The sequence below is a fragment of the Paenibacillus taichungensis genome, assembly GCF_003287275.1.
GTDB lineage: Bacteria > Bacillota > Bacilli > Paenibacillales > Paenibacillaceae > Paenibacillus > Paenibacillus taichungensis_A.
On sequence record NZ_QEVW01000008.1, the window covers coordinates 129,705 to 153,782 of the forward strand.

The 24,078-nt window shown below is 45.4% G+C and carries 23 protein-coding genes; 15 read left to right on the top strand and 8 right to left on the bottom strand.

Features of this window, described 5'->3' with window-relative positions; translation table 11 throughout:
• Positions 1-168 precede the first annotated feature (168 nt).
• The 6 genes from DC345_RS13195 to msrA all read left to right on the top strand — a co-directional run bounded on the left by DC345_RS13195 (position 169) and on the right by msrA (position 6,172).
• Complete coding sequence (locus DC345_RS13195) at positions 169-483, top strand: DUF3817 domain-containing protein (RefSeq protein WP_181586579.1); 315 nt, start codon at positions 169-171, stop codon at positions 481-483.
• A gap of 279 nt (positions 484-762) precedes the next feature.
• Entirely contained in the window at positions 763-1,581 is an 819-nt protein-coding gene (locus DC345_RS13200; RefSeq protein ID WP_113053486.1) for a TerC family protein, read from the top strand.
• 598 nt (positions 1,582-2,179) lie between these two features.
• On the top strand, positions 2,180-3,643 hold the full coding sequence (locus tag DC345_RS13210; RefSeq protein WP_258530648.1) for an RtcB family protein: 1,464 nt from the start codon (positions 2,180-2,182) through the stop codon (positions 3,641-3,643).
• Complete coding sequence (locus tag DC345_RS13215; RefSeq protein WP_113053488.1) at positions 3,643-4,947, top strand: AAA family ATPase; 1,305 nt, start codon at positions 3,643-3,645, stop codon at positions 4,945-4,947. Before DC345_RS13210 ends, DC345_RS13215 begins: the two co-directional genes overlap by 1 nt.
• 283 nt (positions 4,948-5,230) lie before the next feature.
• Entirely contained in the window at positions 5,231-5,488 is a 258-nt protein-coding gene (locus DC345_RS13220) for a GlsB/YeaQ/YmgE family stress response membrane protein (protein WP_017686880.1), read from the top strand.
• Between the two features lie 165 nt (positions 5,489-5,653).
• A complete protein-coding gene (gene msrA, locus DC345_RS13225) occupies positions 5,654-6,172 on the top strand; it encodes a peptide-methionine (S)-S-oxide reductase MsrA (RefSeq protein WP_063565249.1) in 519 nt (172 codons plus the stop codon).
• A gap of 122 nt (positions 6,173-6,294) precedes the next feature.
• Here msrA and DC345_RS13230 read toward each other — a convergent pair whose 3' ends face one another.
• Entirely contained in the window at positions 6,295-7,161 is an 867-nt protein-coding gene (locus DC345_RS13230; protein WP_181586580.1) for a putative RNA methyltransferase, read from the bottom strand.
• A gap of 298 nt (positions 7,162-7,459) precedes the next feature.
• Positions 7,460-8,734, bottom strand: a complete 1,275-nt coding sequence (locus DC345_RS13235; RefSeq protein ID WP_113053490.1) for a hypothetical protein — start codon at positions 8,732-8,734, stop codon at positions 7,460-7,462.
• Positions 8,735-8,990: 256 nt separating this feature from the next.
• Between DC345_RS13235 and DC345_RS13240 the strand changes: the two genes are divergently transcribed.
• The 3 genes from DC345_RS13240 (at position 8,991) to DC345_RS13250 (ending at position 11,269) form a co-directional block, all read left to right on the top strand.
• Positions 8,991-9,587, top strand: a complete 597-nt coding sequence (locus DC345_RS13240; RefSeq protein WP_113053491.1) for a restriction endonuclease — start codon at positions 8,991-8,993, stop codon at positions 9,585-9,587.
• A 70-nt stretch (positions 9,588-9,657) separates the two neighbouring features.
• Complete coding sequence (locus tag DC345_RS13245; protein WP_113053492.1) at positions 9,658-9,882, top strand: hypothetical protein; 225 nt, start codon at positions 9,658-9,660, stop codon at positions 9,880-9,882.
• A 154-nt stretch (positions 9,883-10,036) separates the two neighbouring features.
• Positions 10,037-11,269, top strand: coding sequence for a DNA glycosylase AlkZ-like family protein (locus DC345_RS13250; protein WP_258530649.1), 1,233 nt, complete (start codon positions 10,037-10,039; stop codon positions 11,267-11,269).
• A 104-nt stretch (positions 11,270-11,373) separates the two neighbouring features.
• Here DC345_RS13250 and fabV read toward each other — a convergent pair whose 3' ends face one another.
• Positions 11,374-12,564 carry an enoyl-ACP reductase FabV gene (gene fabV / locus DC345_RS13255; protein WP_113053494.1) on the bottom strand — a complete coding sequence of 397 codons (1,191 nt, stop codon included), beginning with the start codon at positions 12,562-12,564 and terminating at the stop codon, positions 11,374-11,376.
• Between the two features lie 281 nt (positions 12,565-12,845).
• On the opposite strand from fabV, the gene DC345_RS13260 reads away from it, so the two are divergent.
• The 3 genes from DC345_RS13260 to DC345_RS13270 all read left to right on the top strand — a co-directional run bounded on the left by DC345_RS13260 (position 12,846) and on the right by DC345_RS13270 (position 15,696).
• A complete protein-coding gene (locus DC345_RS13260; protein ID WP_113053495.1) occupies positions 12,846-14,126 on the top strand; it encodes an XRE family transcriptional regulator in 1,281 nt (426 codons plus the stop codon).
• Between the two features lie 274 nt (positions 14,127-14,400).
• Positions 14,401-14,817: a hypothetical protein gene (locus DC345_RS13265; protein WP_113053496.1), complete on the top strand. Its 417-nt coding sequence runs from the start codon at positions 14,401-14,403 to the stop codon at positions 14,815-14,817.
• 84 nt (positions 14,818-14,901) lie between these two features.
• Positions 14,902-15,696, top strand: a complete 795-nt coding sequence (locus DC345_RS13270; RefSeq protein ID WP_113053497.1) for a hypothetical protein — start codon at positions 14,902-14,904, stop codon at positions 15,694-15,696.
• 102 nt (positions 15,697-15,798) lie between these two features.
• On the opposite strand, the gene DC345_RS13275 is transcribed toward DC345_RS13270, so the two are convergent.
• Complete coding sequence (locus tag DC345_RS13275; protein ID WP_113053498.1) at positions 15,799-16,614, bottom strand: class I SAM-dependent methyltransferase; 816 nt, start codon at positions 16,612-16,614, stop codon at positions 15,799-15,801.
• A 73-nt stretch (positions 16,615-16,687) separates the two neighbouring features.
• A complete protein-coding gene (locus DC345_RS13280; RefSeq protein WP_397333668.1) occupies positions 16,688-17,590 on the bottom strand; it encodes a helix-turn-helix transcriptional regulator in 903 nt (300 codons plus the stop codon).
• A 110-nt stretch (positions 17,591-17,700) separates the two neighbouring features.
• Here DC345_RS13280 and DC345_RS13285 point away from each other — a divergent pair, with 110 nt between their 5' ends.
• Complete coding sequence (locus tag DC345_RS13285) at positions 17,701-19,152, top strand: glycoside hydrolase family 1 protein (protein ID WP_181586581.1); 1,452 nt, start codon at positions 17,701-17,703, stop codon at positions 19,150-19,152.
• A 130-nt stretch (positions 19,153-19,282) separates the two neighbouring features.
• Here DC345_RS13285 and DC345_RS13290 read toward each other — a convergent pair whose 3' ends face one another.
• Positions 19,283-19,951 carry a phosphatase PAP2 family protein gene (locus DC345_RS13290; RefSeq protein ID WP_113053500.1) on the bottom strand — a complete coding sequence of 223 codons (669 nt, stop codon included), beginning with the start codon at positions 19,949-19,951 and terminating at the stop codon, positions 19,283-19,285.
• Between the two features lie 145 nt (positions 19,952-20,096).
• Between DC345_RS13290 and DC345_RS13295 the strand changes: the two genes are divergently transcribed.
• Positions 20,097-20,663, top strand: coding sequence for a hypothetical protein (locus DC345_RS13295; protein WP_113053501.1), 567 nt, complete (start codon positions 20,097-20,099; stop codon positions 20,661-20,663).
• A gap of 136 nt (positions 20,664-20,799) precedes the next feature.
• Here the strand turns inward: DC345_RS13295 and DC345_RS13300 are convergent, their stop codons facing one another.
• The gene (locus DC345_RS13300) at positions 20,800-21,576 is read right to left on the bottom strand and encodes an AraC family transcriptional regulator (RefSeq protein WP_113053502.1); all 777 of its coding nucleotides are present in this window, start codon (positions 21,574-21,576) and stop codon (positions 20,800-20,802) included.
• 21 nt (positions 21,577-21,597) lie between these two features.
• Entirely contained in the window at positions 21,598-22,179 is a 582-nt protein-coding gene (locus tag DC345_RS13305) for a LysE family translocator (protein WP_076287827.1), read from the bottom strand.
• A 268-nt stretch (positions 22,180-22,447) separates the two neighbouring features.
• On the opposite strand from DC345_RS13305, the gene DC345_RS13310 reads away from it, so the two are divergent.
• Positions 22,448-24,031, top strand: coding sequence for a copper amine oxidase N-terminal domain-containing protein (locus DC345_RS13310; protein WP_113053503.1), 1,584 nt, complete (start codon positions 22,448-22,450; stop codon positions 24,029-24,031).
• Positions 24,032-24,078 lie beyond the last annotated feature (47 nt).

A 24,078-nucleotide genomic window follows, 5' to 3' on the forward strand; every position in this document is an offset into this window, starting at 1 on the left:
GGTTCCTCCTTGTCCATATTCGCAACAATCTATCTTGGTCATATATCCTATGTGTATCGGATGGATTTGGCTCCTGTATAACTGCGCGTGAGGGTAAATTTCGTTTTTGTGATATACTGTACAGGATCAATGAAATTGTTGCGCTTATTTAGAAGCAGGAGGAAAAAAATGTTACATTCAACACTCAGCCGCTTTCGACTGCTGTTGTGGTTACAGGGGCTTTCATATGCGCTTTTGTTATTTGTTGCTTTTCCGTTAAGGGAGTCAGGGATCATGCCAAAGGCTGTCACGTGGTTTGGCAACATCTATGGCTTTTTATTTCTGATGTATTTATTATTTATGGTGAGTCTGTATACCACGCAAAAATGGCGTTTGCGTCGTCCAATTGCTTTGTTTTTTGTCTCGTTTATCCCACTGGGGAATTTCATCTATGACTTGCTGGTCTTTCGCAAGCTGGACCGAGGTCAGTCAAATAAAGCTTGACTTTGCTTATCGTTATGAATATGATGAGAACAGATTATTGAACCTGTTTCAACTTAAAACTAAATATTCCTGATGTTAAAGGGGAGTAGCTTTCACAGTAAAGTCGTCAGTTCGGGATTACATCCCCGGCTTTATTGGCAGCAATTTTGTTGTTAGCGAGACCTTTACCAAGTTTTCATACTGGGTAAAGGTCTCTTTTTGTGAATAAAAAGGACCTTACCAGCAATGGTAAAGGTCCTTTTTTTTGTACATCATAAGGATACTAAGGAGGAGTCAATTTTGGAGTTGTCATTATTATTGGAGTATGGGTGGGTTCTCGCCGTATTAGTAGTCCTTGAAGGATTGCTTGCAGCGGATAATGCATTGGTTCTAGCGATTATGGTTAAACACCTGCCTGATGATAAACGCAAAAAAGCGTTATTTTATGGGTTAATGGGTGCATTTATTTTCCGTCTGGGTTCATTGTTCCTGATCTCATTCCTGGTGGACGTGTGGCAAGTTCAAGCGATTGGTGCTCTGTACCTCTTGTACATCTCCATTAACCACATTATCAAAAAGGTGATGGGTAGCCGAAACAAAACAGATGAAGCGGCGGATTCCGCTCCCAAAAAACCAAAAAAACAATCTGGTTTCTGGATGACTGTATTCAAGGTGGAAGTGGCAGATATCGCATTCGCGGTCGATTCCATTCTCGCAGCTGTGGCGCTGGCTGTTGCATTGCCACCAAGTGGTCTGCCTCCGATTGGCGGACTTGACGGTGGACAGTTTATCGTCATCTTCCTCGGCGGATTTATCGGCCTTGTTATCATGAGATTTGCGGCTTCCTTCTTCGTTAAACTGCTTCATTCCCGTCCAGGGCTTGAAGTTGCAGCCTTTGTTATCGTTGGCTGGGTTGGGGTTAAGTTGGCTGTTATTACACTTGCACATCCTTCACTGGGCGTTCTGGATGAGCATTTCCCGGAAAATAAAATTTGGAAATTTGGTTTCTACATTGTGCTGATTACGATTGCAGTATGCGGTTGGTTCCTGTCTTCCAAAGTGCCTGAAAAAGAAGATGAAAATCCTGTGGAAGAATTGGAAAAACAAGCAGGGAAATGATAAAACGCAAAGCCAAATTTGTCAAAACACGTACCATCAATAATCGATATCTAATCTCATAATATGCTTGAGTAAGCAGGGTCTGTTCCTTACAGACCCTGCTTTTTTTATATAAGTTATTAGCACGAAGTTAAATCTAATGCATATGCAAAATAGGTGATTTTCCAAGAAAAGGGTTGACACATCGAAACGAGTCCGCTTAATATAAACTTAATATTGATGAAGGGAGGCCGAGAGAAATGATGGTTGGTTATGATTTGAAATCCACAAAGACACTACGAAGCACAGACACAATTGTATATCCAGTTCATCGTCTCTTTGGCCTCATACGGGCGACATAGGGGAAGATGCATATCGTTTATCCTTGGAACGTTATTAATCGATATGCTACTCTCGGCGTATATTGCAATGGAGAACAGACGCGGTATGTTCATGCTGCTTTTGTTTTCTGTTATTGTCATGAAGAAGTCACGGACGAACTGTCCGTGGCTTCTTTTTTTGTTCTACTGAAGATGGATATGAATTCGGAATAACGTTAGGTTCATTTTTGAAAGTGAACCGAATCAGCTGAACGTACAGGAAGGAATAATACACATTTATGAATACACAACCTAATTTATTTACGAGTCAAAACGAACCCATAGGTGGCTACCGACATGAAGTCAAATTGCCAGCTGGGGACTTAACGGTATATGCGGCACAACAACTATTCTCGTCATTGGACTATAAGGTGTTCGAGATGGCGAACAACAATCTTCAAATCCCGGGTATTTCCTATATGAGCTATACGCCTGATGTTCATGTCGGTGTAGGCACCTGCATCGGCACAACGGCGGTATGGGATGCCAGTAGTGGTTATGTATCTCCATCCATCGTAGGCAGTGATATCGGCTGTGGTATGCGAGTGCATATGACCAATTTGCATAAAGACGACCTGAAAGACGTGAAGCTGCGCCGTAAACTTGTTAAGGCCATTGAGAAAGTGCTGCCGATGGAGGCAAATCAACGCGGTCATTACTCGGACATTCGTTTGGAGCATATTGTGAGAAAGGGTCTGCATGGATTACCTAAAAAATATATCCCGGATAGCTATACACCGAAAAAATCAACTTCCATCACTCATGTAGAGAGCAGCAAATTTGCTTTTGATGAGGATGTGTTAAATCTGGTCCCGGATATGACTTGGCATCGGGCTCATCGCCAGTTAGGAACTTTGGGTGGAGGCAATCATTTTGCCGAGATTCAAGCGATTGAGATTGCCGAGGAAAATCGGGAGATTGCGGAAGCATGGGGTCTGTACGATGGACAAATTGTTGTCATGATTCATTCCGGTTCCCGGGCATGGGGCGGGTATGTAAGCCAAACCAGTTCATCAGCAATTGCGAAAGTGATGCAGCGAAATGGTTTGGGGACATCCGATCCAAGACTGGTGTTTGCTCCGCTTGAACATGCCGAAGGTCGCCATTACGTCAATATGATGTATTCTGCGCTGAATTATGCCGTGGTGAATCGCCATCTGATTGCTTATGCAATTCGCGAAGCTTTTCGGGATGTGTTTGGTCCAAAATGCGAATTCCGTACCCTCTATGATCTGATGCACAACTATGCATGGGAGGAATCGCACGCGGATCAAGGATCTGTCTTTGTACACCGCAAAGGAGCTACACGTGCATTACCTGCCGGTCACCCGGATAACCCGAAGCCATATCTGGCAACAGGCCATCCCGCGCTTATTCCCGGTTCAATGGGGACTGCTTCATATATTATGGTAGGTCAACCTGAGGGGAAGGATAACTATTATTCGATCTGTCATGGGGCAGGACGCATTCGGTCGCGCACAGCAACAAAGCGCCTGGTTACCGTGGAGGATTTTGCCTCGGCCCTGGGTGTGGGAACTGAAGATGAGATTGTGGTGAACCAGCGTTCGCTCGAATCGATTATTGATGAATCGCCGCAAGCGTATAAAAATGTCGATGAAATTATAGATAGTGTTACCGGCGCAGGTCTGGCTCAAGTTGTAGCCAAATGTAAACCACTTGCCGCTGTGAAGGGAGCCAAGTAATGAACATAGATAAAGAACAATTGAATCATAATAGAGTCATCTATTCCTATGAAGAGCAACGAGACAGTCAAATCCGAAACGAAGGTTATGCCATATATGCCCGTTTGATTCGCGGCATCACTGAGGCTCTTGGCAATCGATACGGCGTTCATTATGAACTCTATGCCAGCGATGATCCAAACAGTGAATACTGGGATCTGCTAAAAGAAGATCTGCAAAGTAACAGCGCGGAAGTGGAATTGGTTGCCCGGATTTTCGAAGATCTGGAGCTACGTACACTACATTATGAGGATGATGGAGATGCACCAACATATGGGGTGCATTATTCGATTCGCAATAATGTATTTGCCTACCCCCAGTGGGGAGTAGCTCTTGTCCGCATTCCTTTCTTCCGGGAGAATGGGATCTACAATGAGGATTTTGTTTTTGCTACAGGAGAAGAGGAATTGAAGGAATTTCTGGGCAGTGTAAGGGAACGGGAACGGCAGCAAAATATGAAAAAAGTCACGGTGTACACGGATGCCCGCAATGGCAGTGATCGTCATGTGGAATCCATTACCCGCTCTGTAGGGCGGGATGAGGTCGTGCTTTCTCCGCAAATTAAACAGGATATCTTCCGTTCGTTGGACCAGTTTTTCGAGGCAGACCGTTCCTTTTATCGAGACTATGATATTCCTTACAAACGTGGGATACTACTGTACGGCCATCCTGGAAACGGAAAAACGACCCTCGTCAAATCCATTGCGGGAAGCATTCCAGGGCCTGCGGCATACTGGCAAATTACCGAATACACAAACAGTGAATCGGTGCGTGAGGTGTTCGAAGCAGCCAAGCGTTTGGCACCCATGGTGTTAATTATTGAGGATATCGATTCCATGCCAGATGAAGTCCGATCCTTTTTCCTGAATACGTTGGATGGGGCAACGTCTAAAGAGGGCATTTTCCTAATTGGCACCACGAATTATCCGGAGAAAATAGATCCAGGGCTCATGAACCGTGCTGGACGGTTCGATCGGGCTTATGAAATACCGCTACCGGACGAAGGGCTGCGCCTGCAATATTTGAACCAACGCGGCTTTGCTGTCTTCGCAGGGGAAGAAGGAACGTTGGAGGCTGCACGATTGACGGATACCTTTTCTCTTGCCCAACTTGGAGAGCTGTATGTCAGCGCAGCGCTGGAATGGCACCAGAATGGCCGGACGGACATTGTGCAGATCATTCAGTCGATGCGAGGAGAGCTGGACAAGAGCCATAAACACAACTGGCTGACCCAACCAGGCAAGGGGCGTGCAGGTTTTTATTAATCGAATATAACCGTTAAAATATTCTCACCTCAATTGGTTATACTAAGGCTGTCTGAATCAACATACAATGACTTTCGGGAGGTACATAACGCAGTCTTGAACTGTGTAAGATGCCGGAAGTGACGCAATCTGTTTATAATGCTTTGTTATAGGCGTAGAACAGAGAAAAGGGCATATGAACAAAAGGTAATATACAACAATTTTCATGCCAATTGTTTAAATGCTTCTGTAGCGGTTAATAGTAGACAGACAACAACAAAAACTTTAATTAGAGGTGAATGATATGGGTTGGTTATGGTCATTAATTATCGGTGGTATCATTGGATGGTTGGCAGGTCTGATTGTTGGTCGTGACATTCCCGGCGGCGTTATCGGTAACATCATTGCCGGTTTTATCGGTGGATGGTTAGGTGGAGTGATCCTGGGAGACATGGGTCCAGAAATGGGCGGATTCTACATAGTACCGGCATTGATCGGTGCCATCGTACTTGTAGCGATCGTGAGCTTGATCTTCCGTTCTATGGGTCGCAGCCGCGGGTAACAAATTCAAGATCCTTGAATTTACAGTGAGTCGGCGACAAACAGTTTAAATAACTGTTGATATAACAGATGCTTTTGAAGAGGTTGATGGAAGTCCACTGCGGTGGCTTTCCATCAACCTCTTTTTGTTTTAAGATATAGGTACAATAGAAAGGGATGAGTGTGCATGGAAAAAGCTACATTTGCCGGCGGATGCTTCTGGTGTATGGTTACACCATTTGAAGAGCAACCAGGCATTCATGGTATTGTATCTGGCTATACCGGCGGTCACGTCGATAATCCAACATATGAGCAGGTCAAAACCGGGGAGACCGGTCATGTCGAGGTCGTTGAAATTACATTTGATCCAGAGGTATTTCCGTATGAACGTCTGTTGGAACTATATTGGCCCCAGACGGACCCAACCGATGATGGAGGGCAATTTCAGGATCGTGGGAGTCAGTACCGTACAGCGATCTTTGTCCATAATGAACGTCAACGCGAGCTCGCAGAACAGTCCAAACAGGAGCTGGCAGCAAGCGGACGTTTCAATCAACCGATTGTAACTGAGATTCGGGATGCAGTTGTGTTCTATCCGGCAGAAGATTACCATCAGGATTACCACAAGAAAAATGAGAAACATTACAAGGAAGACCGTGCGATATCTGGACGGGATGAATTTATTGAAGAAAACTGGAATAAATAAATCTCTTTACATTAGACCAATTTGCATCTTATTGAAAAAGCCGGGAGAGTTCCAACAGGAACTTCCCCGGCTTTTTTTGATTGTTCAATGATTAAGAGAATGTTATTTCAATGGTACAGAACCTATCTTCGTTTTCCCACCAGTATTTCTAGATCAATCGTAATCTGCGATAAGGACTCTTGAGCACTGGCTATGGCTGATTCCGTCCCTTGCCAGGAGAGTGGTGTCATATGAATAAGTGAATTCTTCATGATTTCTGTTACCGGCAGAGTGTATGTTAGCGGAATGCATTCTACGAGATGATGATGCTGGGCAAATCGGTACAATACGCGCGCTCTGCCGTCTAGACGGTGAGAGCGATCCCGAAACAGAAGCTCTCTCATTTCCATTAGATATCGGTCACCGGGAATCACTTTGATGATCCAGCCATCCTTCTTCATCACTCGCCCGAACTCTTCATAATTCGAAGGGGAGAGGATATTCAGGATTACGTCCAGTTGCCCCTCTGCAAAGGGACTATATGCAAGGTCACCAACAAGCCAGATTTGCTGGTCGTAGGTTGAGGAAGCCATGGCAACGCCCTCTTTGGCGATGTCGATCCCCCAGCCCACAGCTGGAGTATTCTGTGTAATCTGCTGCAAAAGGGATCCCTCTCCTGCACCTGCATCTAGAATATGCAAGGGCTGACTGTTGCTACTGGAGTAATCTTCAATCCAATCGCGAATGATATCGATCAGAGGTGTATAGATTGCAGTTTGAGATAAAATATCCCTTTTGGCTGTAAATAAACGTTTGTCATAGCTTCCCTTGAACAAACGTGTCATGAAATTGATATAGCCTTGTCGTGCCAAATCAAACGTATGTCTGGAACTACATTGAATATTGTCTCGACTAATCGTTGTCATTGTTTGATGACAGATGGGACATTTAAGCATATGGATATATGGATAAATAAGCGCAGCACTACGTTCCCTGCGTTGGATTGACATGGATAGCACCCCATTCATTCAGATCTGGATAACTGAAGAAAAGGGCATAACAAATAAACCTCTATCGTACATTTTGAAAAAAGAGGTTAATGTTATGCCCTAAGTTATCTGTATCGAATGAATTGAATAATCATGGGAGGGCTACGCTCCTTGCCAATCAAGAGTATGTTGAAAAAGTAAACGATACTATTATACCAGTTTGCGCAGGTAGGATAAAAGGGAGGGGGACTCTCATCATTGGGTGAAATAACAGAGCGCCCTGTTGACCGTCAGTCGGTCATTCAGAGCGCTCCATTTACTATTTAGCTGAGGCTGTCTTCAATACATACTTGGATAATGCGTCGTCATTGATCTGATAAATCATATGATCGTTATACGTTGAATATCCATCGAGTAATCCAGGAGAGGAGGCAAACTCATATTCATGTACCGTATCCAATGTTTGAGGATCGAGAATATAACCCTTCTTTGCGAAATCAAGTTTGTATTGCCCATCCTGTGTACGATCAACCTGCATAAGAATAGGCTGCTCTTCCTTAAATGTGCGTTCAGTCACTTTACCTTTCATGGTGTACAGCTCCAGCTTTTGGCCTGTAAACAGGGTATAACTGTTGCCTGTGGTCTGAACATAGGCATCACCGGCAATAGCACGGCCCCAGGCGAGTTTACCATCGGTGCCAAAGCCCATCAGCTTGTTACCCGTGTTCGCAAAATTGGCACGCATGATCACGGAGCCATCCTCCAGAATGGCCAGCGATTCACCGCCGCCGTCTCCCAGAGTGTTGGCATTGCTCGGGAACTGATAGAAGGAAAGACGATTCAGCGTACGATCGTAAATCTCCACTTTGGGATTAGCGGCAGGTTGCCAGAAGCTTCCCACTTTGGTTTGTTTGCTTGCATCGACTACGATTCGATCACTGCCTGCTTTGAGTACAGCACCGTTGATTGTTTTTTCCGAAATCAGTTTTCCCTTCTTGTCGTACAGCGAGATGGCTGAACGAACGGAACCGTTCGATTGAACACCAGGGCTCGAAGCGATCAATAACGTATCGTCGTCCAGAAGGTACATGGAAGATGAATTACTCACGTTTTTGACCCAGTTGGTTTTGCCGGAAGTATTGAACGAGTATACCTTTTTGGTTCCATCCGAATATTCCATATATACATAAGCTGTGCCGTTGCTGGTATATAGTGAATTGGAGTAGGTTGTATAAGGCCCACTTTTCTCATGGAAAATAACGTTCCATTTCAATTGTCCGGTCGTGGCATCCAGTGCTTGAAGCGAATCTAGCTGCCAATCCAGCTTGGTATTGCTGCTTGTTTTGGTCACGGGCTGGGAAGAATGCACATATACCAGATTTTTCGCAGGTACTGCGTTCACTTCGTTGACGATAACGTCTTTCTCCGTATTCACTTGTGTGAGTGAGAGAGAAGATGATGTCCATGAAGGTTTAGGCAATGGTACATTTTGTTCTGCGGCCGCGTAGCTTGGTGTATGCAGGCTGAAGAGGAGCGTGCCACTGAGAAGAAGCGCAGCCCATGTTTTGGACTTTCGTTTGTTGGATGTATGCAAGTTATAAACCACCTTTCTTCGATTCAACATAGAACCGATTGTTGAATTCTACCATTTCATACATGTGAAATTCAACCTGAGTGTCTGTAACCTTTTATGATTGAGATATTAAATTATTGTTGTTTGGAGAAGTTCGAGGGTTACAGGGAATTCATCTTCTTTCTGTTACGAGAGAAGTCTGCTATATTTAGTCGGGTGACGAGGGCTAAGAGGGGTACAAGCCTGCCAGATTAGAGGAACGACAAGGAGAACAGACATGAATTGGAATGAAAATATGACCATTGTCGGTATAGGCGTTATCGTCCTTTTACTGCTCATTGCCTGGATCAATCGCCGTGTAATTCGGCGAGGGCAACGTATACGAAGTGAGGCCAATCCGCGTAAGATTACGATTAAGGATATCGATAAAATGCAGGATGGATCGGAATTTGAACTGTACCTGTATCATCTATTCCAACAACTCGGATATGCCGAAGTACATAAGACCACAAGCAGCCGTGATTTTGGTGCTGACCTTGTGTTTGTGGATAGGGCAGGAAGACGTAATGTCATTCAGGCCAAACGTTATGGAGCGAATCATCCGGTGGGGCTCAGCGCAGTGCAGGAGATTTACACGTCCATGCGTTATTATGAAGCAGATCGATCCATCGTGCTCACTTCAGCCAGATATACGGAAGCATGCCGGACGCTGGCAGCGGTCAACGGGGTAAAGCTGCTGGACCGCGAAGATCTGATGGACCTGATCCTGCTGTTTAAATCCAGAAGAATGGAAGAAGCACTGGAATTGATTGAGGAAGACGATCAGGAACCTGTGGAAACATGGCAATCACGGCGGAAAAGAGTTCCACGTTAATCACCTTCACTTGTCTGCCTGCACATGATATATTGAGTGCATACTAATCAAGGGAGTGTGTTCTATTATCATGGCACGTACACAAACGCAAAAAGCATTGCGCAAAGCAGAGCGGTCAGGACAATGGTGTCCAGAGCAAAGTCGGAGAGTAAACGGAGATTATGGAGCGTTATCCCAGCATGTTCGACTCATGCCCACGAAACAGGAAAAATTACAAAAGGTCAAACACAAGAAGCGGACCCAGGATGGTGTTGCTTCTTTTTATTTTGTCTATGGTGTGCGGAGTGCTGTGTAAGCATCAAAATACTCAAAAGCGTTTTCTTCGATTGGTATGACATCCCTTGTACTGGTAAAATCAATGTATCTCTTTTTGAATTGGATCATTATAGCTATACAACCTCTTATCTTCAATGAAAGGAAGAATTCTATATATGTCAACAGCGCTTCGCATGAATAAAAAAATTGTTCGGCGTTTTTTGCTGCATACACAATCTTTATTGGGACGATGGCCAGCCGCCACCTTGCCTTCTAGTCCTGAACAGGTGATGCAGTTGATCCGCTCCCTTGGCTGTGTGCAGATTGATCCTGTCGCTGCCGTAACCGGAAATCAGCATTTGGTGCTTGGAGCTCGTGATCCAGGCTATACCTCCGAATATTTACATACGTTGTTAAGTGATCATAAAGTGTTTGAATATTTTGCCAATGCTGCATGTGTTATTCCGATCGAAGATTATGCAATGTTTGAACCTGTACGTGCCCGATTACGGGATCGACTGGCTCCGTCACTGCAAGGGCTGGAGAATACGGTGCAGCATGTGCTGAAGCGTTTGGAAGAAGAGGGGCCGTTACCCTCCAGAGCTTTTCGTGCTGTCGAACGGGTGAGTGGATATTGGGACAATGCAGATGCGCCTAAAACGAAAGACACCTCGTTAGCGTTGAACTTGCTGCTGGATTCGGCTGCCATTCGTGTCGTGGCAAGGCAGGGCAATGAGCGTTATTTTCAAATTACTGAATCCGGATTGTTGGAGCAGGGCCAATCCATGGCAGCGGAGATCGATATCTTGGCTCAGAGGCAAGCTCTGATGGACAAGTACATTCATGCCTATCGGGTCGTGGACGTGCGAGATCCACGATTGGGCTGGATGAAATCCACCGCTGCTGAACGTCGGAATGATATGGCTGCACGTGTTGCAGATGGTCGCATGATCCCACTGGAGGTAGAGGACGTTGGGACGCCTTACTACATCCGTGCAGAAGATGAGGGTTTGTTGCTTGAGATGGAAAAGGAAGATACACATTATGATCCAACAGGTCCGGTACGATTCCTTCCCCCGCTGGACAATCTGCTGTGGAGACGGGAACGGATTGTGGATTTATTTGATTTCCATTATAAATGGGAGATTTACACACCAGAGGTGAAACGAACCTACGGCTATTACGCCATGCCCATACTTCACGGAGACCAGCTGATTGGACGTATGGACCCGCGACTCGATCGCAAAACGGGCGTGCTGACGGTTCGGTTGTTATCGATGGAAGAGACTGCTCCGCCTGTGGAGGAATGGATCGCGGATTTTCGGGAGGGACTGCAGTTCTTTGCAACGATGCATGGAGCGCGATCCATCACGGTAGAGAAGACGGTGCCGAAGGGGTTAAAAAAGCAACTCAAGTCAATCTTATAGAATGGGTAGACGTCAAAAAGGGAGCGAAAGCTCGCTCCCCTAAGGCTGAATTTGGACCTGTAATAAGCTTGTTATACCAGTCCCACAGTAATATTACTTTTCAATTAACGCAGATGTGGTACTTCAACATTTGGATCAACATCTGCTTCATAATCCACGCCGTCGGTTTCGAAACCGAATAGCTGGAAGAACTCCTGACGGTATCCGACCAAATCGGAAAGATCGTAGATATTTTCGGTGGTCAGCTCGTTCCAGAGCTTCGCCACTTCTTCCTGAACGTCTGCTCTCATCTCCCAGTCATCAATACGAATACGTCCTGCTTCATCGGTCGGGACTTCTCCTCCTGCATACAGGCGATCAGCGAACAGGCGCTGTAATTGCTCGATGCAGCCTTCATGCAAGCCTTTTTCCTTCATGACTTTGTACAATGCAGAGATATACAATGGCACCACTGGAATTGCGGAGCTTGATTGGGTTACCAATGCTTTGGCTACGGTTAGGTAAGCACGTCCGCCTTTTGCACTCAGACGATCATTCAGCTTGTGGGCTGTCGCTTCCAGATGGTTTTTGGCCTGACCGATGGAACCATCACGATAGATCGCATGCGTAAGTTCAGGACCGATGTAAGAAAAGGCAATGGTTGTTGCGTTGTCGGCGAGTACGCCACCTTGTTGCAAGGCATCCATCCACAGTTCCCAATCATCTCCTCCCATCACAGCCACCGTCTGGCGAATTTCTTCTTCGGATGCCGGATCAATCGTAACGGACGTCACTTCTCCCGTATGGAAATTGACTGTTTTGTTCGTGTAGGATTGTCCAATCGGTTTGAGCACGGAGTTGAATACTTCACCAGTATTCGGATCGGTACGGCGTGCCGATGCTACGCTGTAGACAACCAGATCAACCTGACCGAGTTCACTGCGAATCAGTTCAACGGTCTTTTCTCTGGTTTCGTTGGCAAAGGCATCACCTGTGATGCTGTATGATTTCAGTCCTGCTTCTTCCGCAGCTTTCTCAAATGCAGCGGAGTTGTACCAGCCTGCTGAAGCTGTACGTTTTTCAGTGGAGCTGCTTGGGCGGTAAATGCCGATAGTGTTAGCTCCGGCACCGAATGCGGATACGACGCGCGAAGCGAGCCCATATCCTGTAGATGCTCCGATAACGAGTACGTTACGCGGTCCGTTCAGTTGCGGTTGGGATTTTACATAATCAATTTGTTCCTGGACTTGTGCAGCGCAGCCTACAGGATGGGAAGTTGTACAAATAAAACCACGTGTTCTTGGTTTAATAATCATTCATTTGCATCCTTTCATATTCAACTCTTGTTCATCATTATTGGATAATGCTCTTGTACATACTACCTTATTGTAAAACAATTGCCTCTGAAACGGAAACCGTTTCGATGGATTTGGCTAAAAGACGGTATCCGGCTTCGTACCCTGGATGATATTATATAATTTGAGCTAAACATTTACACGATAACGGAGAGGACAGAACGGATCTGTAGAAGCGAAGCGTTCGCCTTTATCACCGGATTTTTGTGATTCACAGGATCGAAACGAAAGGAAGACTAGCCATGCTGAAGGAACGGATTGAATTTCTGAGCAAAAGAAAACAAATCTCCCGTAAAGACCTCGTGGAAGGTCTGGTTACGCAGGCTCACTTTGCCAATATTCTGGCCGATCGTTATCCACTCCCTGAAGATCTGGCAGAGGCTATTGCGTCACGTCTTGGCGTAACGACTTCCTATCTGTTAAACGCTTCTGCACAGGATGAAGAAACATTGGCGCGGGCAGAGGCTATTTTTGAACAAATGTCAGTTCCAGCTTCGGTGATTGCAGAAGATATTGTGTACGCACTTGAGGATCGGGATGATGCGCTGACAGTAGAGCTGACCACGGCCTTAATGAAGGCGGTCTATTACCAACAATTAAATGATGCATCCGCTCATGAATATATACATACATCCTATCTGAATTTTTATCTGGAGAAGTACGGCCGTCCTGACGATGTGGATCTGCCGCGTCCGTTAGCGAAGGCGTTATTATATTACAAAGTGCAGTACTATCGTTCCAAGCTTGCCTCTGTAGATGTGTTAACACATGCAACCAGGCTCAGTGAATTGGCCCTTCCTGGAAGTGAATTCTGGCTGTCTGTGCAAAATATCAAGATGGAAGCCTACATTCAGGTCAAACAGTATGAAGAGGCCAAGCAGGTATTCGATCTCACCATGAGACATGTCTATGATCAGCGGCTGTTTCATCGGTTGTCCGGCTTATATGTGGCGTACAGCGGATATTGCTTTGCGATGGGACTGGTACAGGAGGCGCTCTCGGCATTGACCATGGCAGAGGCGAATCTGGTGTATGCCGGTAATCAGGGCGATCTGGTCACTGCCATTGCGAATAATCGAATTGTCATGTTAACCATGACGGGGGAGCTGGATCAGGCGCAGTCGGAGATCGAGCGATTCGAATCCCTGTTGCAGCAGGAACCCGAAGAAACCCAGCAGGCCATGAAGCCATTAGTGAGTGTGTATCGGTGTGAAGTGGCACTGGCACGAAAAAACTGGGGTGTACTTGCGCAAAGTGTGGATCAACTGTTGAATAGTGCAACAACTCAGGATCAGCAGATGAGTGCAACCTTCTACCAGAGCCATCTGGCTCTTGCGCATGGAGATCGTGAAGTGTTCATGGAGCGTGCGCTCGCGTGTCTGCCTTATTTTGAGTCCGTGCAGCATGTCATGCGTCTTGAACCTTTATATGAGGGAATGGCTGTGGTATCCGAGGATCAGCGAAAATATAAGGAAGCCGCCATGTATTATCGCAAGCTGGTCTACCTGTTACGCAAAAAATAGATGGGAAATCGGTGTGGAATAACCTTTTTTTTGCATGATTATGTTCAATGCCAGTGCATTAGGCACAAAATATGCCTCCCAAGCTTTCATTTAAGAGTCGTTTTCGGCTCTTTTTTTGCGGAATCAACTGAAATGCATGTTAAAGAAACGAAAATCCAGTGGTTTAATCACCGGATTTTTCGTTTCTTTTGTATGCAGCCAAAAGGGTATTCAAGGACAAGCCGTCCTGTTTATACTTTAACTATAACCAAAAACAAAAAACGAGGTGTTCATTATGGGATGGTTTGGTAAAAAGAACAAGCAGGAAGATGCGATCGCGAAGGCAGATAAAATGATGAATAATGGGCTTACAGGCATGATGATGAAAGGTTTTGTATCAAAGGAGCATCGGGAGGCCATCAACCAGAGTCTGGATTCGGCGAAGCAGGCACAACTGGCGGCGAGTGGTTCCCTCCCCTTAACCGCAACAGCCAGAGTAATCACGATTACCGATACGGGTAAGCTAATCAATTTTGATCCGATTGTTGTGCTTGTGCTGGATGTCACAGAGACGAATGGCAATCAGTATCAGCGAACATTGGAAACACTGGTGTCCAAAATGCAGATTCCGCGCGTGGGAGATCGGGTGGGACTGGGACAAAATCCAGCGAATCCGACAGAGTTGATCTACATGGGATTGTTGTCCGAGTAGAAGGTGCTCAAACTGCAAGATGGCAGGCTATCATTCAAGAAATGCAATTAACAACGAATAATAGAGATAGAGAGGGTGGGGCAGATGGTAGGTTTCCTGAGATTAATAGGTGTGTTGACTGTATTCGGGGTGGGATTCTCCCCATTTCTGGCACAGCAGCTGTGGAATGATCCTTTTATCATTATGCAGGCATGGTGGTATACACCAGCGATTTTTGCGGGATTTGGGCTGATCTTTATTCCCTCCATTTTGGGTAATATCTTCGGCGTCGGGAGGGTGAAGTCAGGTTTACCGGCGGTTGGTGTCATTAAAAGCATTCAGCAGACGGGTACGTATATTAATGAGCAGCCGGAAGTTCGACTGGGCCTAACCGTCTCGCTTAAAGGGCGTGAGAAATACGATACCGAGTTGAGAACCGTTATTCCGTTGACGTCCATGGCTCAGTTCCAGCCGGGCAGTTTCATTCCGTTAGTGGTCTCCGTGAAGGATGAAAGCAAGGTAGGTCTTGATCTGAAAGGACGATTGTCTCAGGAAGATATGCAGCAATTGCTGGATGAGAAGATGGTGCAGCATGGTGTGGCGCCTGAGATGATGGATATTGCACGAACGGGCGAGAAAGCGATGGCCAAAATTTTGGATGTTACTCCACTTGGAGGCGAAGGTAATGGCAAAATCAAACTTCAGCTTACGCTTAGTGTAACGAAGTCAAATGGAGAGACGTTTAAGGTGACCATACCGAAGGAAATTTATCCATCTACCCTACCTCAGGTTCAGCAAGGCCATATTATTAACGTGATTTACTCGAAGCAGGACCCGTCAAAGTTGGTGCTGGCACTGAATGTACAGGAAGAACAACTAAGTAATTTGTTCTCATCCTGATGGCTATATAAAAAAAAACCTGCAACATCACTGTGTTCGTGTGATGGGCAGGTTTCTTTTGTGTAATTTTTTTGGAGATTCTGGATGAGCTCAGTTTTAAGATCAGACGATGCCAAGGCGCATCCGATAAGAGAAGAGAACTTGTCTCGATTCCCCGTTAAATATGCGAGTAGCCAGCTGTCTGAATTCGTCTGCTACTTCAAGCAGATCAGTGGCTCCGAGTTTCACTGCCGTTTGCAAGCCGCCTTGGCTTAGCGCCAGATTGACGTATCGGTCCGCATCGAATGTTTCCCGATGATGAAACACAATTTCACGCGAATAACGGAACAAGCCGGACTGCTGAATCTGCTGCAAATGTCCGTCTTTACTCCATTTATGTGCTTGATTTTCCTGGGGAGCCAGACTGGCAGCTCGATGATCTGCCTCCGTATTCAAATGCAAATAGGCTTGTTCCAGCTGCCAATCGACCACTGGTGGCCAGTCACAGTCGTAGGCAGCAAATATGCCTCCTGGACGCAGTACACGCGCAAATTCGCGCAGTGTAGACTGGGGCTCCATCCAGTGGAACGACTGTGAGCAGGTCACGATATCCACACTGCCATCAGGTAGTCCCAGTTCGTGGGAGAGGCCGGAGACAAAGCGAAGATGGTCCGGTTTGCCTGCCGCTTCCCACTTGGACTCTGCGACAGCTCTCATATCATCGCTTGGCTCGATGCCAATAACACGTTCTGCCTCATTTAGCCAAATCCATGACGATAAGCCGGTACCACAGCCAACATCTGCGACCATGCGAGGTTTGCTGCCCAAATAATTCGTCAGAATATCTACGACCTCGGTGGGCGCAGCAGGCCGATTCTGGTCATATAACGTACCAAAACCTTTGAATCGTTCCACATTGTTACGTCTAATGTCTTGCATGGACAAACCTCCTTCAGGATATGGATAAATGCAAAAAAATAAAAGAATCAACAATGATCAGAGCTTCATTATATCATTCATTTTCCAACCTGTTGTTAACGACCTGCTGTAAATGTTCTACCGCTTTGATATGTCGTCTGAGCAGTTCTTGTCCAATGTGCGGAGGCTTGACTACAGTCAGGTCAGATCCAAACGACATCAGGAAGGAATAAAGCCACTCTCCCTCATTCAGTTCAAGGGCAACACGCAGCCTGCCATCGGGATCTTTTTCAACGCGTGACGGTTCAAAAAAATCATACACCCTATATGCAATAGAATTGGAGAACGATAGCTCCAGAGCGACTTGGTTGATTGTGACGTGAGTCTCATTTTCCGGTGATACAATGTTTATGTTGTTTCTGGGAACCCTCGGCAGGAATTCCAGCTGGGTAATTCGTTTCATTTTGAACGTCTGAAATTCGTTTCGGTCGTGCTCGTCGTGGATGTACCCTTTGAAATACCATGTGCTGTTCTTGAACAAAAGTTTGAGAGGTGCAACCGTCGGAACACTCTTCTCTCCATCCGAATTGACATAGTGGAACGTTATCCATTGATTCGTGAAGATCGCCTGTTTGACCTGATTGAACAGTTCCCTTTCCTGCAGTGGAATGCTGCCCCATGGTGAAAAATCGAACTCGATCCAATCCAGCTTGTGATCAAACAAGGCGGTTAAACGTTTGAGCATATGGGCAGTGTTAAGGTGAGGGATGGCGCTGACGCTATATAATCCAAGCAAAATTTCATTCTGATCATCTTCGGACAACAGGGATTTGTCCATGACAAAGTTGTCCATGAGATGGATGCCTCCATGCTTTCCGGTTGTCGTGTATACGGGAATACCCGCTGCACTCAGTCTGTCGATATCACGGTATACCGTGCGTACGGATATCTCGAACAAACGCGCGAGCTCGGGGGCGGTAGCTTTCTTTTTCTCCAATAACAGCAATAGCATTCTGAATAATCGGTTATTTTCCATGCCGATATTATACCATGACAATAGGTGTCAGGGTATGGGTGGTACACTGGATATATAGTGTTAGGAAGATCATGAAGGAGGAATGGATGATGTCGATGAAAGACGGATTTTTCTGGGGTGGCGCAACGGCTGCCAATCAGTTTGAAGGTGGATGGGACAAGGGTGGTAAAGGCCCAAGTACTTCCGATATGATGACGGGTGGAACGCACACGACACCGCGGCGGATTACACCTGTACTGGAAGAGGGCACGTATTATCCGAGCCATGAAGCAGTTGATTTCTATGGTCACTACAAAGAGGATATTGCCCTGATGGCCGAAATGGGCTTCAAAATGTTCCGCATGTCCGTTAACTGGTCCAGAATCTACCCGAACGGTTATGATCTGGAGCCAAACGAAGAGGGATTGCAGTTCTATGACAACGTCTTTGCCGAGTTGAAAAAATACAACATTGAGCCGCTCGTGACCATTTCTCACTACGAGACACCATTTGGTCTGACCCAGAAATATAACGGCTGGGCTTCCCGCGAAGTGATTGATTGTTATATCCGATATTGTACAACCCTCTTCACCCGATACAAAGATCAGGTGAAATACTGGCTGACCTTCAATGAGATCAACTGTCTGACGATGCCAATGGGTGCTTACATGGCTGCAGGTATCCTGTTTGAAGGTAAAGAGACACTGATCGATGGTGTTGATGATCCACAGACCCGCTTTCAGGCGCTGCATCACCAGTTTGTTGCAAGTGCAAAAGCGGTGAAGCTGGGACATGAAATCAATCCTGATTTCCAAATCGGCTGTATGGTCGCTTTCATGACAACATATCCGAATACATGCAACCCGGACGATATTTTGCTCGCGCAGAAGAAGGACCAGCTGTCCAACATGATCTGTGGAGACGTACAGGTTCGTGGAGCATACCCTGGATTCGCCAAACGTTTCTTCGCCGAAGAAGGCATCCAGATCGAGATGCAGCCGGAAGATGCACAGACTTTGCGTGAAGGCTGCGTAGATTTCTATTCCTTCAGCTATTACATGTCCTTGGTCGAGAGTGCGGATGAGTCGTTGGATAGAGCAGAGGGGAATCTGCTGGGCGGCATCAAAAATCCGTATCTGGAAGCTTCCGATTGGGGCTGGCAGATCGATCCGAAAGGATTGCGTTACACGCTGAATCACCTGTATGACCGTTATCAGATTCCATTGATGGTTGTGGAGAACGGATTGGGTGCAGTGGATGTTGTGGAGGAAGATGGCTCCATTCAGGATGACTATCGGATTGATTATTTGAGAGGTCATATTGAACAAATGAAAGAAGCCGTTGCCGACGGTGTGGATCTTATCGCTTACACGATGTGGGGATGTATCGACTTGGTCAGCGCATCCACGGGCGAGATGAAGAAGCGTTATGGCTTCATTCATGTGAACAAGGACAATGATGGCAATGGTGATCTGAGCAGAACACCGAAGAAGAGTTTCCACTGGTACAAAAAAGTTATTGAATCCAATGGTGAAGATCTCTAAGTTGCCACTGTAAAATAGATTTCATAATGACGTAAAAGACCTCATTGGTGCCAGGTGCACCCATGAGGTTCTTTTACGTTTGGTTTGTTTTCAAGCCTGGGTTGGATCATTGCATGGTGATCGAAAAAGCCTAAGCGAGAGATTTGGACTGTAACAGGGAAAGACGTTCCAGATGTCGCTGATAGAACCATATGCATATGGCAAGCCAACATCCACTCAGAAAGTACCCGCCCACGACATCGCTGGGATAGTGTACCCCCAGATAAATTCGACTCATTCCAATCGTCAGGATAAAGATTGCACTCACGATAATCATGAGTACACGTCCAGTCGCTGTCGGTACATGCTTCCAGATCAGGAATGCCAAGCCGCCATACAAGCTGAACGCTGCCATCGAATGGCCACTTGGGAAGCTGTAACCACTCACCTCAATAATCCGGTTAATCGTAGGTCTGGCGCGCTGGAATACCAGCTTAATCAATGCATTTAACAAAGTCGAGCCCGCAATAACACAGGCCAGGAAGAGCAGCTCGCGTTTGTGCCTGAGGTAGATATACAGCACAAGCATGGCGAGAATGGTAATGACAACTACAGGCACCTCGCTGCCAATCCAGGTAAAGAGCTGCATCAATCGTGTCATTCCGGGTGATTCCATGCCCTGAATCCAGCCAATCAAAGTATCGTCAAAGACGTGGATCTGGTTGTCGCTGATGGACAGGGCGATACTTACAAATGCAATGAGGCATAACGCTGCAACGAGCAGCGGGATGGAGATATTCTTTTTCCAATTTTGATTCAAGTGACGGTTTCCTCCAAGGTGTCTGAATTCTGATGATGCCCAATACAGTATTCGTATTATGCTATAATCTTACAATAAATATAGCTTCAAACAAAATGTGAACGATTACAAGATGGGTGTTGCAATCTGAGCCGGGGGTGAAAGGATGAAGCGCTTAGTATGGTTTGCATTGATTTTGTTGTTGGTTGGATTGGGTTACACGGTATTTCCTGGGGAAAAAGCTTATGCTTGCAGTTGTGTAGAATCGAATGCTCAAGAGAAACTGAAGACGTCCACATCGGTTTTTACAGGTAAAGTGGTGAAAAGGGGTGGGGTGCAAATATTTAGCACTGACCGAGTGAGAGCATATACATTTGAAGTGGATACCGCATGGAAGGGTGTTTCTTCTAAACGAATGACTGTCATGGGTAATGATGCCGGGTCGGAATCTTGTGGGATTCAATTGGATAAGAACCAATCCTATCTGATCTTTGCTTATCAGAATAAAATGGACGATAAGTTGCATACGAATCTTTGCAGTGGCAATGTTTCCGTTGATCAAGCTGGAGACGCGTTGAAGCTGCTGGGTGCAGGAAAAGTAGTGAGCCAGGATGATTTTGAAAAAAACGATCAAGGACGAAGTTGGTCATTTTATCTCATGATATATGGGGGACTTATTTTATTGCTTGTATTGGTTAGTGGCTGGATCTGGAGAAGGAAGAAGCGCGCCTGATGTTAGGATCTCATTTAAGGGAGAATGGTAGCACGGCAACGGAAGGAAAAAGAAAATCCCCGTGTGGAACGTTGAGGTAAACTCGCGTTCCATGCGGGGGTTTTATACATTTGGTCGGTTAATCGTACCGATTCAATTAGTTTAACTGCAGCATATATTCATAAGCCGTGATACCGAATACTCGTTTAAAGTGTCTGTTCAGATGAGTCAGGTCGACAAAACCACATTCGGCTACGGCGGAGTAAACATCCTTATGCATTTCAATGGACTGTCTGGCACGCTCCACCTTGCAATTCAGGAAAAACTGGTAAGGGGAAATACCGGCATGGGACTTGAACTCGCGGATAAATTGAAACTTGGACATGTTGAATTCCGCACACAGGTCATCCAGCTTCAGCACATCTTCAATACTGCAAAACATCATTTCTTTCGCTTTTCGAACCAGATTGTCCTGAGGCCGCCATAGCTTGGTGTCGATTTCCGACTGGGACAGCAGTTGCAACAGGCTCAAGAGCAGTTCGCTGCACTTCGCTTCATCCTGTCCGTTTTGAACGGCATCATTCAGCATCAGGATGCTTCGTGCAAGCACAGGGTCATAGACGATGGGACTGGTGAAACGCAATTCCTTCTTCCCGAGAATCTCTTCGACCAAATCCGGCTTCAGATAAAGCATGACATAGTCTATGCCGGCCTTGTCGTAGGAGCTTCCATCATGGGACTGTTCCCGGTTGAATAACATCACGCCGTTTTTGTGGGAGGCTTGATAGTGTCCGTCCAGATGGTATTGCTGAATACCGCGAAGGGTTACTCCAACCGCATATTCCTCGTGACAATGTTTTTTATAGGTGAAATCCGTAAAGCTGGCGGATAAAGCCAGCACGTCCTGTGATTTCTTATAGTTAAACAATTCCATGCTGCACACACCTCCTGCGCGTTAGATGATTCCCGATACCATAATGGCTGAGTATAACAAAAAAAGGGCCATTAGGATACTCACTGCTTTTTGATGACGATTGAGTAAGGTTCTGAAGATGGAGCCAAACACGGCCCAACTGGAATAGGCCAGAAAGCCGATGATGGTAATAATGATCACGAACAGAAACGTTGACATGGTGCTATCGTAGTAAGGTAGAACATAACTGGGAATAACTGTGAACGTGAACAGAACCACTTTTGGATTCACAAACTGCATGATTAAACCGTTTAGAAACCCCGTAACTTGTTTCGATCCCGTCTCGGTGGAACCCATTTTATAGACTTGATAAGCCAGATATATCATATAAACACTACCCACGATCTGCATCACTTGGAGAATACCAGGCAATACCTCAGCAAGTACATGATTGAGAAGAGCAGAAGCAGCAAGCAACAAGCCAAATGCAACTGTGGCACCCCATACATACTCCATCGTTTTCCGGGGACCAACCTGCCCGACGGAAGTGAGAATTACAATATTGCTGGGGCCAGGTGTGAAGGTAACGACAATGCAATAGATGAAAAAAGATGTAAGATTCATAGTGCCTCCCCGAGTTGTAGTTACATGATCATACTCCAGGGAGGCATTGGCCTATAGTACATTATTGCAGCAGAAAGCACATGGGCGAAAAAAATCATAACTATTAAAATTGTCGAGGGACAAGAAAAGGATTTGACGTTATTTTCATGAAATATGCAAAGTTTACAAAGTGCTAACACTATTTAATATTGTACTGATGTTTCTTGCCTAAGCTTTAATAATCTTAACAATTAAATTACATAAAGGGGATAGGCTTAGCCAATTAGATATGAAAAAGATAAAAAAAATCGTAATCTCAGTAGCGTCACTTGCTTTGTTAACGTCTGTGGTTGTAATTGATGTGTATGGTGCAGGATCAAAACGTACGATTGAAGTATCCCAACAATCCGTCAATGTAATTGTTGACGGACAGAAAATGGAAGGAGAATCCTTCCTCTATAATGGAGTAACCTATGTACCCGCAAGGACTATTGGAGAGGCATTGGGCAAAGAGGTTGGCTGGGACGAAAACACTCGGTCGGTGTTCGTTGGGCAGCAAGTAAATGATGACCAAGGGTACCGTGGGACCAAGACACCATATCCATTCGTAGAAACAACATATACTTCAGTTCCAGAAGGATACAAGCCTGTGTTTATCAACTATGTGGGGAGACATGGCTCCAGACACCTATCTAGCTCCAAGTACGACAAAACGCTTATGGAATTACTCCAAATTGCTGAAAAGGATGGACAGATCACCGATTCAGGAAAAGAACTGAAGAATCAGATCGGAAAGTTGATGGAGGTTGAGAAAGACCATTACGGTTTGCTTTCAACACTGGGGGAAGAGGAGTTAAATGGGATCGGAGTGAGACTGGGACAAAATTTTAAAGATGTATTCAGTCCCGATAAAAAAATCATCGCACAAGCGACCTACAAGGATCGGACTCCTCAGAGCAGAGACAACTTTTTGGAAGGATTACAGGAAAGCCTAGGCGACAAAAAGTGGGACATTCGTACGTCCACCTTTGAAGAAGAAAAAGACCCTTATTTAAGACCGTATGACATTGCGACTAAATACAACGAATATGTAGAAGATGGAGAATGGGTAAAATTGTTTGAGGACTATGCCTCACAGGAAACAGGTACACGATATGCCAAGGAACTCCTCTTACAATTCGTATCACAAAGCTTCTATGATAGGTTGGAAGCTGGAGAATTTAAATTGAAAGATGAGCAGGGGAAGGTCAAACTGAGTAACCCGACCGAGGCCGCATCCAATCTTTACGAACTGTACATTATCTCTTCTAACTTAAAGGAGGAAGGTAATTTTGAGTTCGGAAAATATTTCTCAACAAATCAGTTAAAGTGGTACGAAAGCATTGATAACATCAATGATTTTTATGAAAAAGGACCATCCTTGACGTCGACCGATGTACCTCAAAATATCGTTGCTCCTTTAGTTAAAGAGTTGATACATTCCACAGATCAGTCTCTCTCCGATGGAGACACGGCTGGAGTTTTCCGTTTCGCTCATGCAGAAACGATGATTCCACTTTCCTCATTCCTTGACATTAAAGGTGCAAATGTTAGTGTCGACAAGCCGGAAGAAGTGAGTGAAAATTGGGATGGATCCGAGATTTCCCCAATGGGAGCTAATATTCAGTGGATTCTGTATTCTAATGGTAAAGACCATCTTATTAAAATGCTACGAAACGAAGAAGAAATTGCCTTCCCGATTGAAACTAAAACTTATCCCTACTATAAATGGGAAGATGTTAAGGCATATTATCAAAACAAGTTAAACTCCATTGGGGTAGATATGGAAAGTAGTTTGGGAGATAATATTAAGCTCTTACAGGATGAATTTTAACAGAAGCCATAATTAATAAAGATGGAAGAAAAGCCGCTAAATTAAAT

What these genes read in the sequence shown, in the direction of transcription:
- DC345_RS13195 (WP_181586579.1), top strand. Translation starts at nt 169, where the DNA reads ATGTTACATTCAACACTCAGCCGCTTTCGACTGCTGTTGTGGTTACAG.
- DC345_RS13210 (WP_258530648.1), top strand. Translation starts at nt 2,180, where the DNA reads ATGAATACACAACCTAATTTATTTACGAGTCAAAACGAACCCATAGGT.
- DC345_RS13215 (WP_113053488.1), top strand. Translation starts at nt 3,643, where the DNA reads ATGAACATAGATAAAGAACAATTGAATCATAATAGAGTCATCTATTCC.
- DC345_RS13220 (WP_017686880.1), top strand. Translation starts at nt 5,231, where the DNA reads ATGGGTTGGTTATGGTCATTAATTATCGGTGGTATCATTGGATGGTTG.
- msrA (WP_063565249.1), top strand. Translation starts at nt 5,654, where the DNA reads ATGGAAAAAGCTACATTTGCCGGCGGATGCTTCTGGTGTATGGTTACA.
- DC345_RS13230 (WP_181586580.1), bottom strand. Translation starts at nt 7,161, where the DNA reads ATGTCAATCCAACGCAGGGAACGTAGTGCTGCGCTTATTTATCCATAT.
- DC345_RS13240 (WP_113053491.1), top strand. Translation starts at nt 8,991, where the DNA reads ATGAATTGGAATGAAAATATGACCATTGTCGGTATAGGCGTTATCGTC.
- DC345_RS13245 (WP_113053492.1), top strand. Translation starts at nt 9,658, where the DNA reads ATGGCACGTACACAAACGCAAAAAGCATTGCGCAAAGCAGAGCGGTCA.
- DC345_RS13250 (WP_258530649.1), top strand. Translation starts at nt 10,037, where the DNA reads ATGAATAAAAAAATTGTTCGGCGTTTTTTGCTGCATACACAATCTTTA.
- fabV (WP_113053494.1), bottom strand. Translation starts at nt 12,564, where the DNA reads ATGATTATTAAACCAAGAACACGTGGTTTTATTTGTACAACTTCCCAT.
- DC345_RS13260 (WP_113053495.1), top strand. Translation starts at nt 12,846, where the DNA reads ATGCTGAAGGAACGGATTGAATTTCTGAGCAAAAGAAAACAAATCTCC.
- DC345_RS13265 (WP_113053496.1), top strand. Translation starts at nt 14,401, where the DNA reads ATGGGATGGTTTGGTAAAAAGAACAAGCAGGAAGATGCGATCGCGAAG.
- DC345_RS13270 (WP_113053497.1), top strand. Translation starts at nt 14,902, where the DNA reads ATGGTAGGTTTCCTGAGATTAATAGGTGTGTTGACTGTATTCGGGGTG.
- DC345_RS13275 (WP_113053498.1), bottom strand. Translation starts at nt 16,614, where the DNA reads ATGCAAGACATTAGACGTAACAATGTGGAACGATTCAAAGGTTTTGGT.
- DC345_RS13285 (WP_181586581.1), top strand. Translation starts at nt 17,701, where the DNA reads ATGAAGGAGGAATGGATGATGTCGATGAAAGACGGATTTTTCTGGGGT.
- DC345_RS13295 (WP_113053501.1), top strand. Translation starts at nt 20,097, where the DNA reads ATGAAGCGCTTAGTATGGTTTGCATTGATTTTGTTGTTGGTTGGATTG.
- DC345_RS13300 (WP_113053502.1), bottom strand. Translation starts at nt 21,576, where the DNA reads ATGGAATTGTTTAACTATAAGAAATCACAGGACGTGCTGGCTTTATCC.
- DC345_RS13305 (WP_076287827.1), bottom strand. Translation starts at nt 22,179, where the DNA reads ATGAATCTTACATCTTTTTTCATCTATTGCATTGTCGTTACCTTCACA.
- DC345_RS13310 (WP_113053503.1), top strand. Translation starts at nt 22,448, where the DNA reads ATGAAAAAGATAAAAAAAATCGTAATCTCAGTAGCGTCACTTGCTTTG.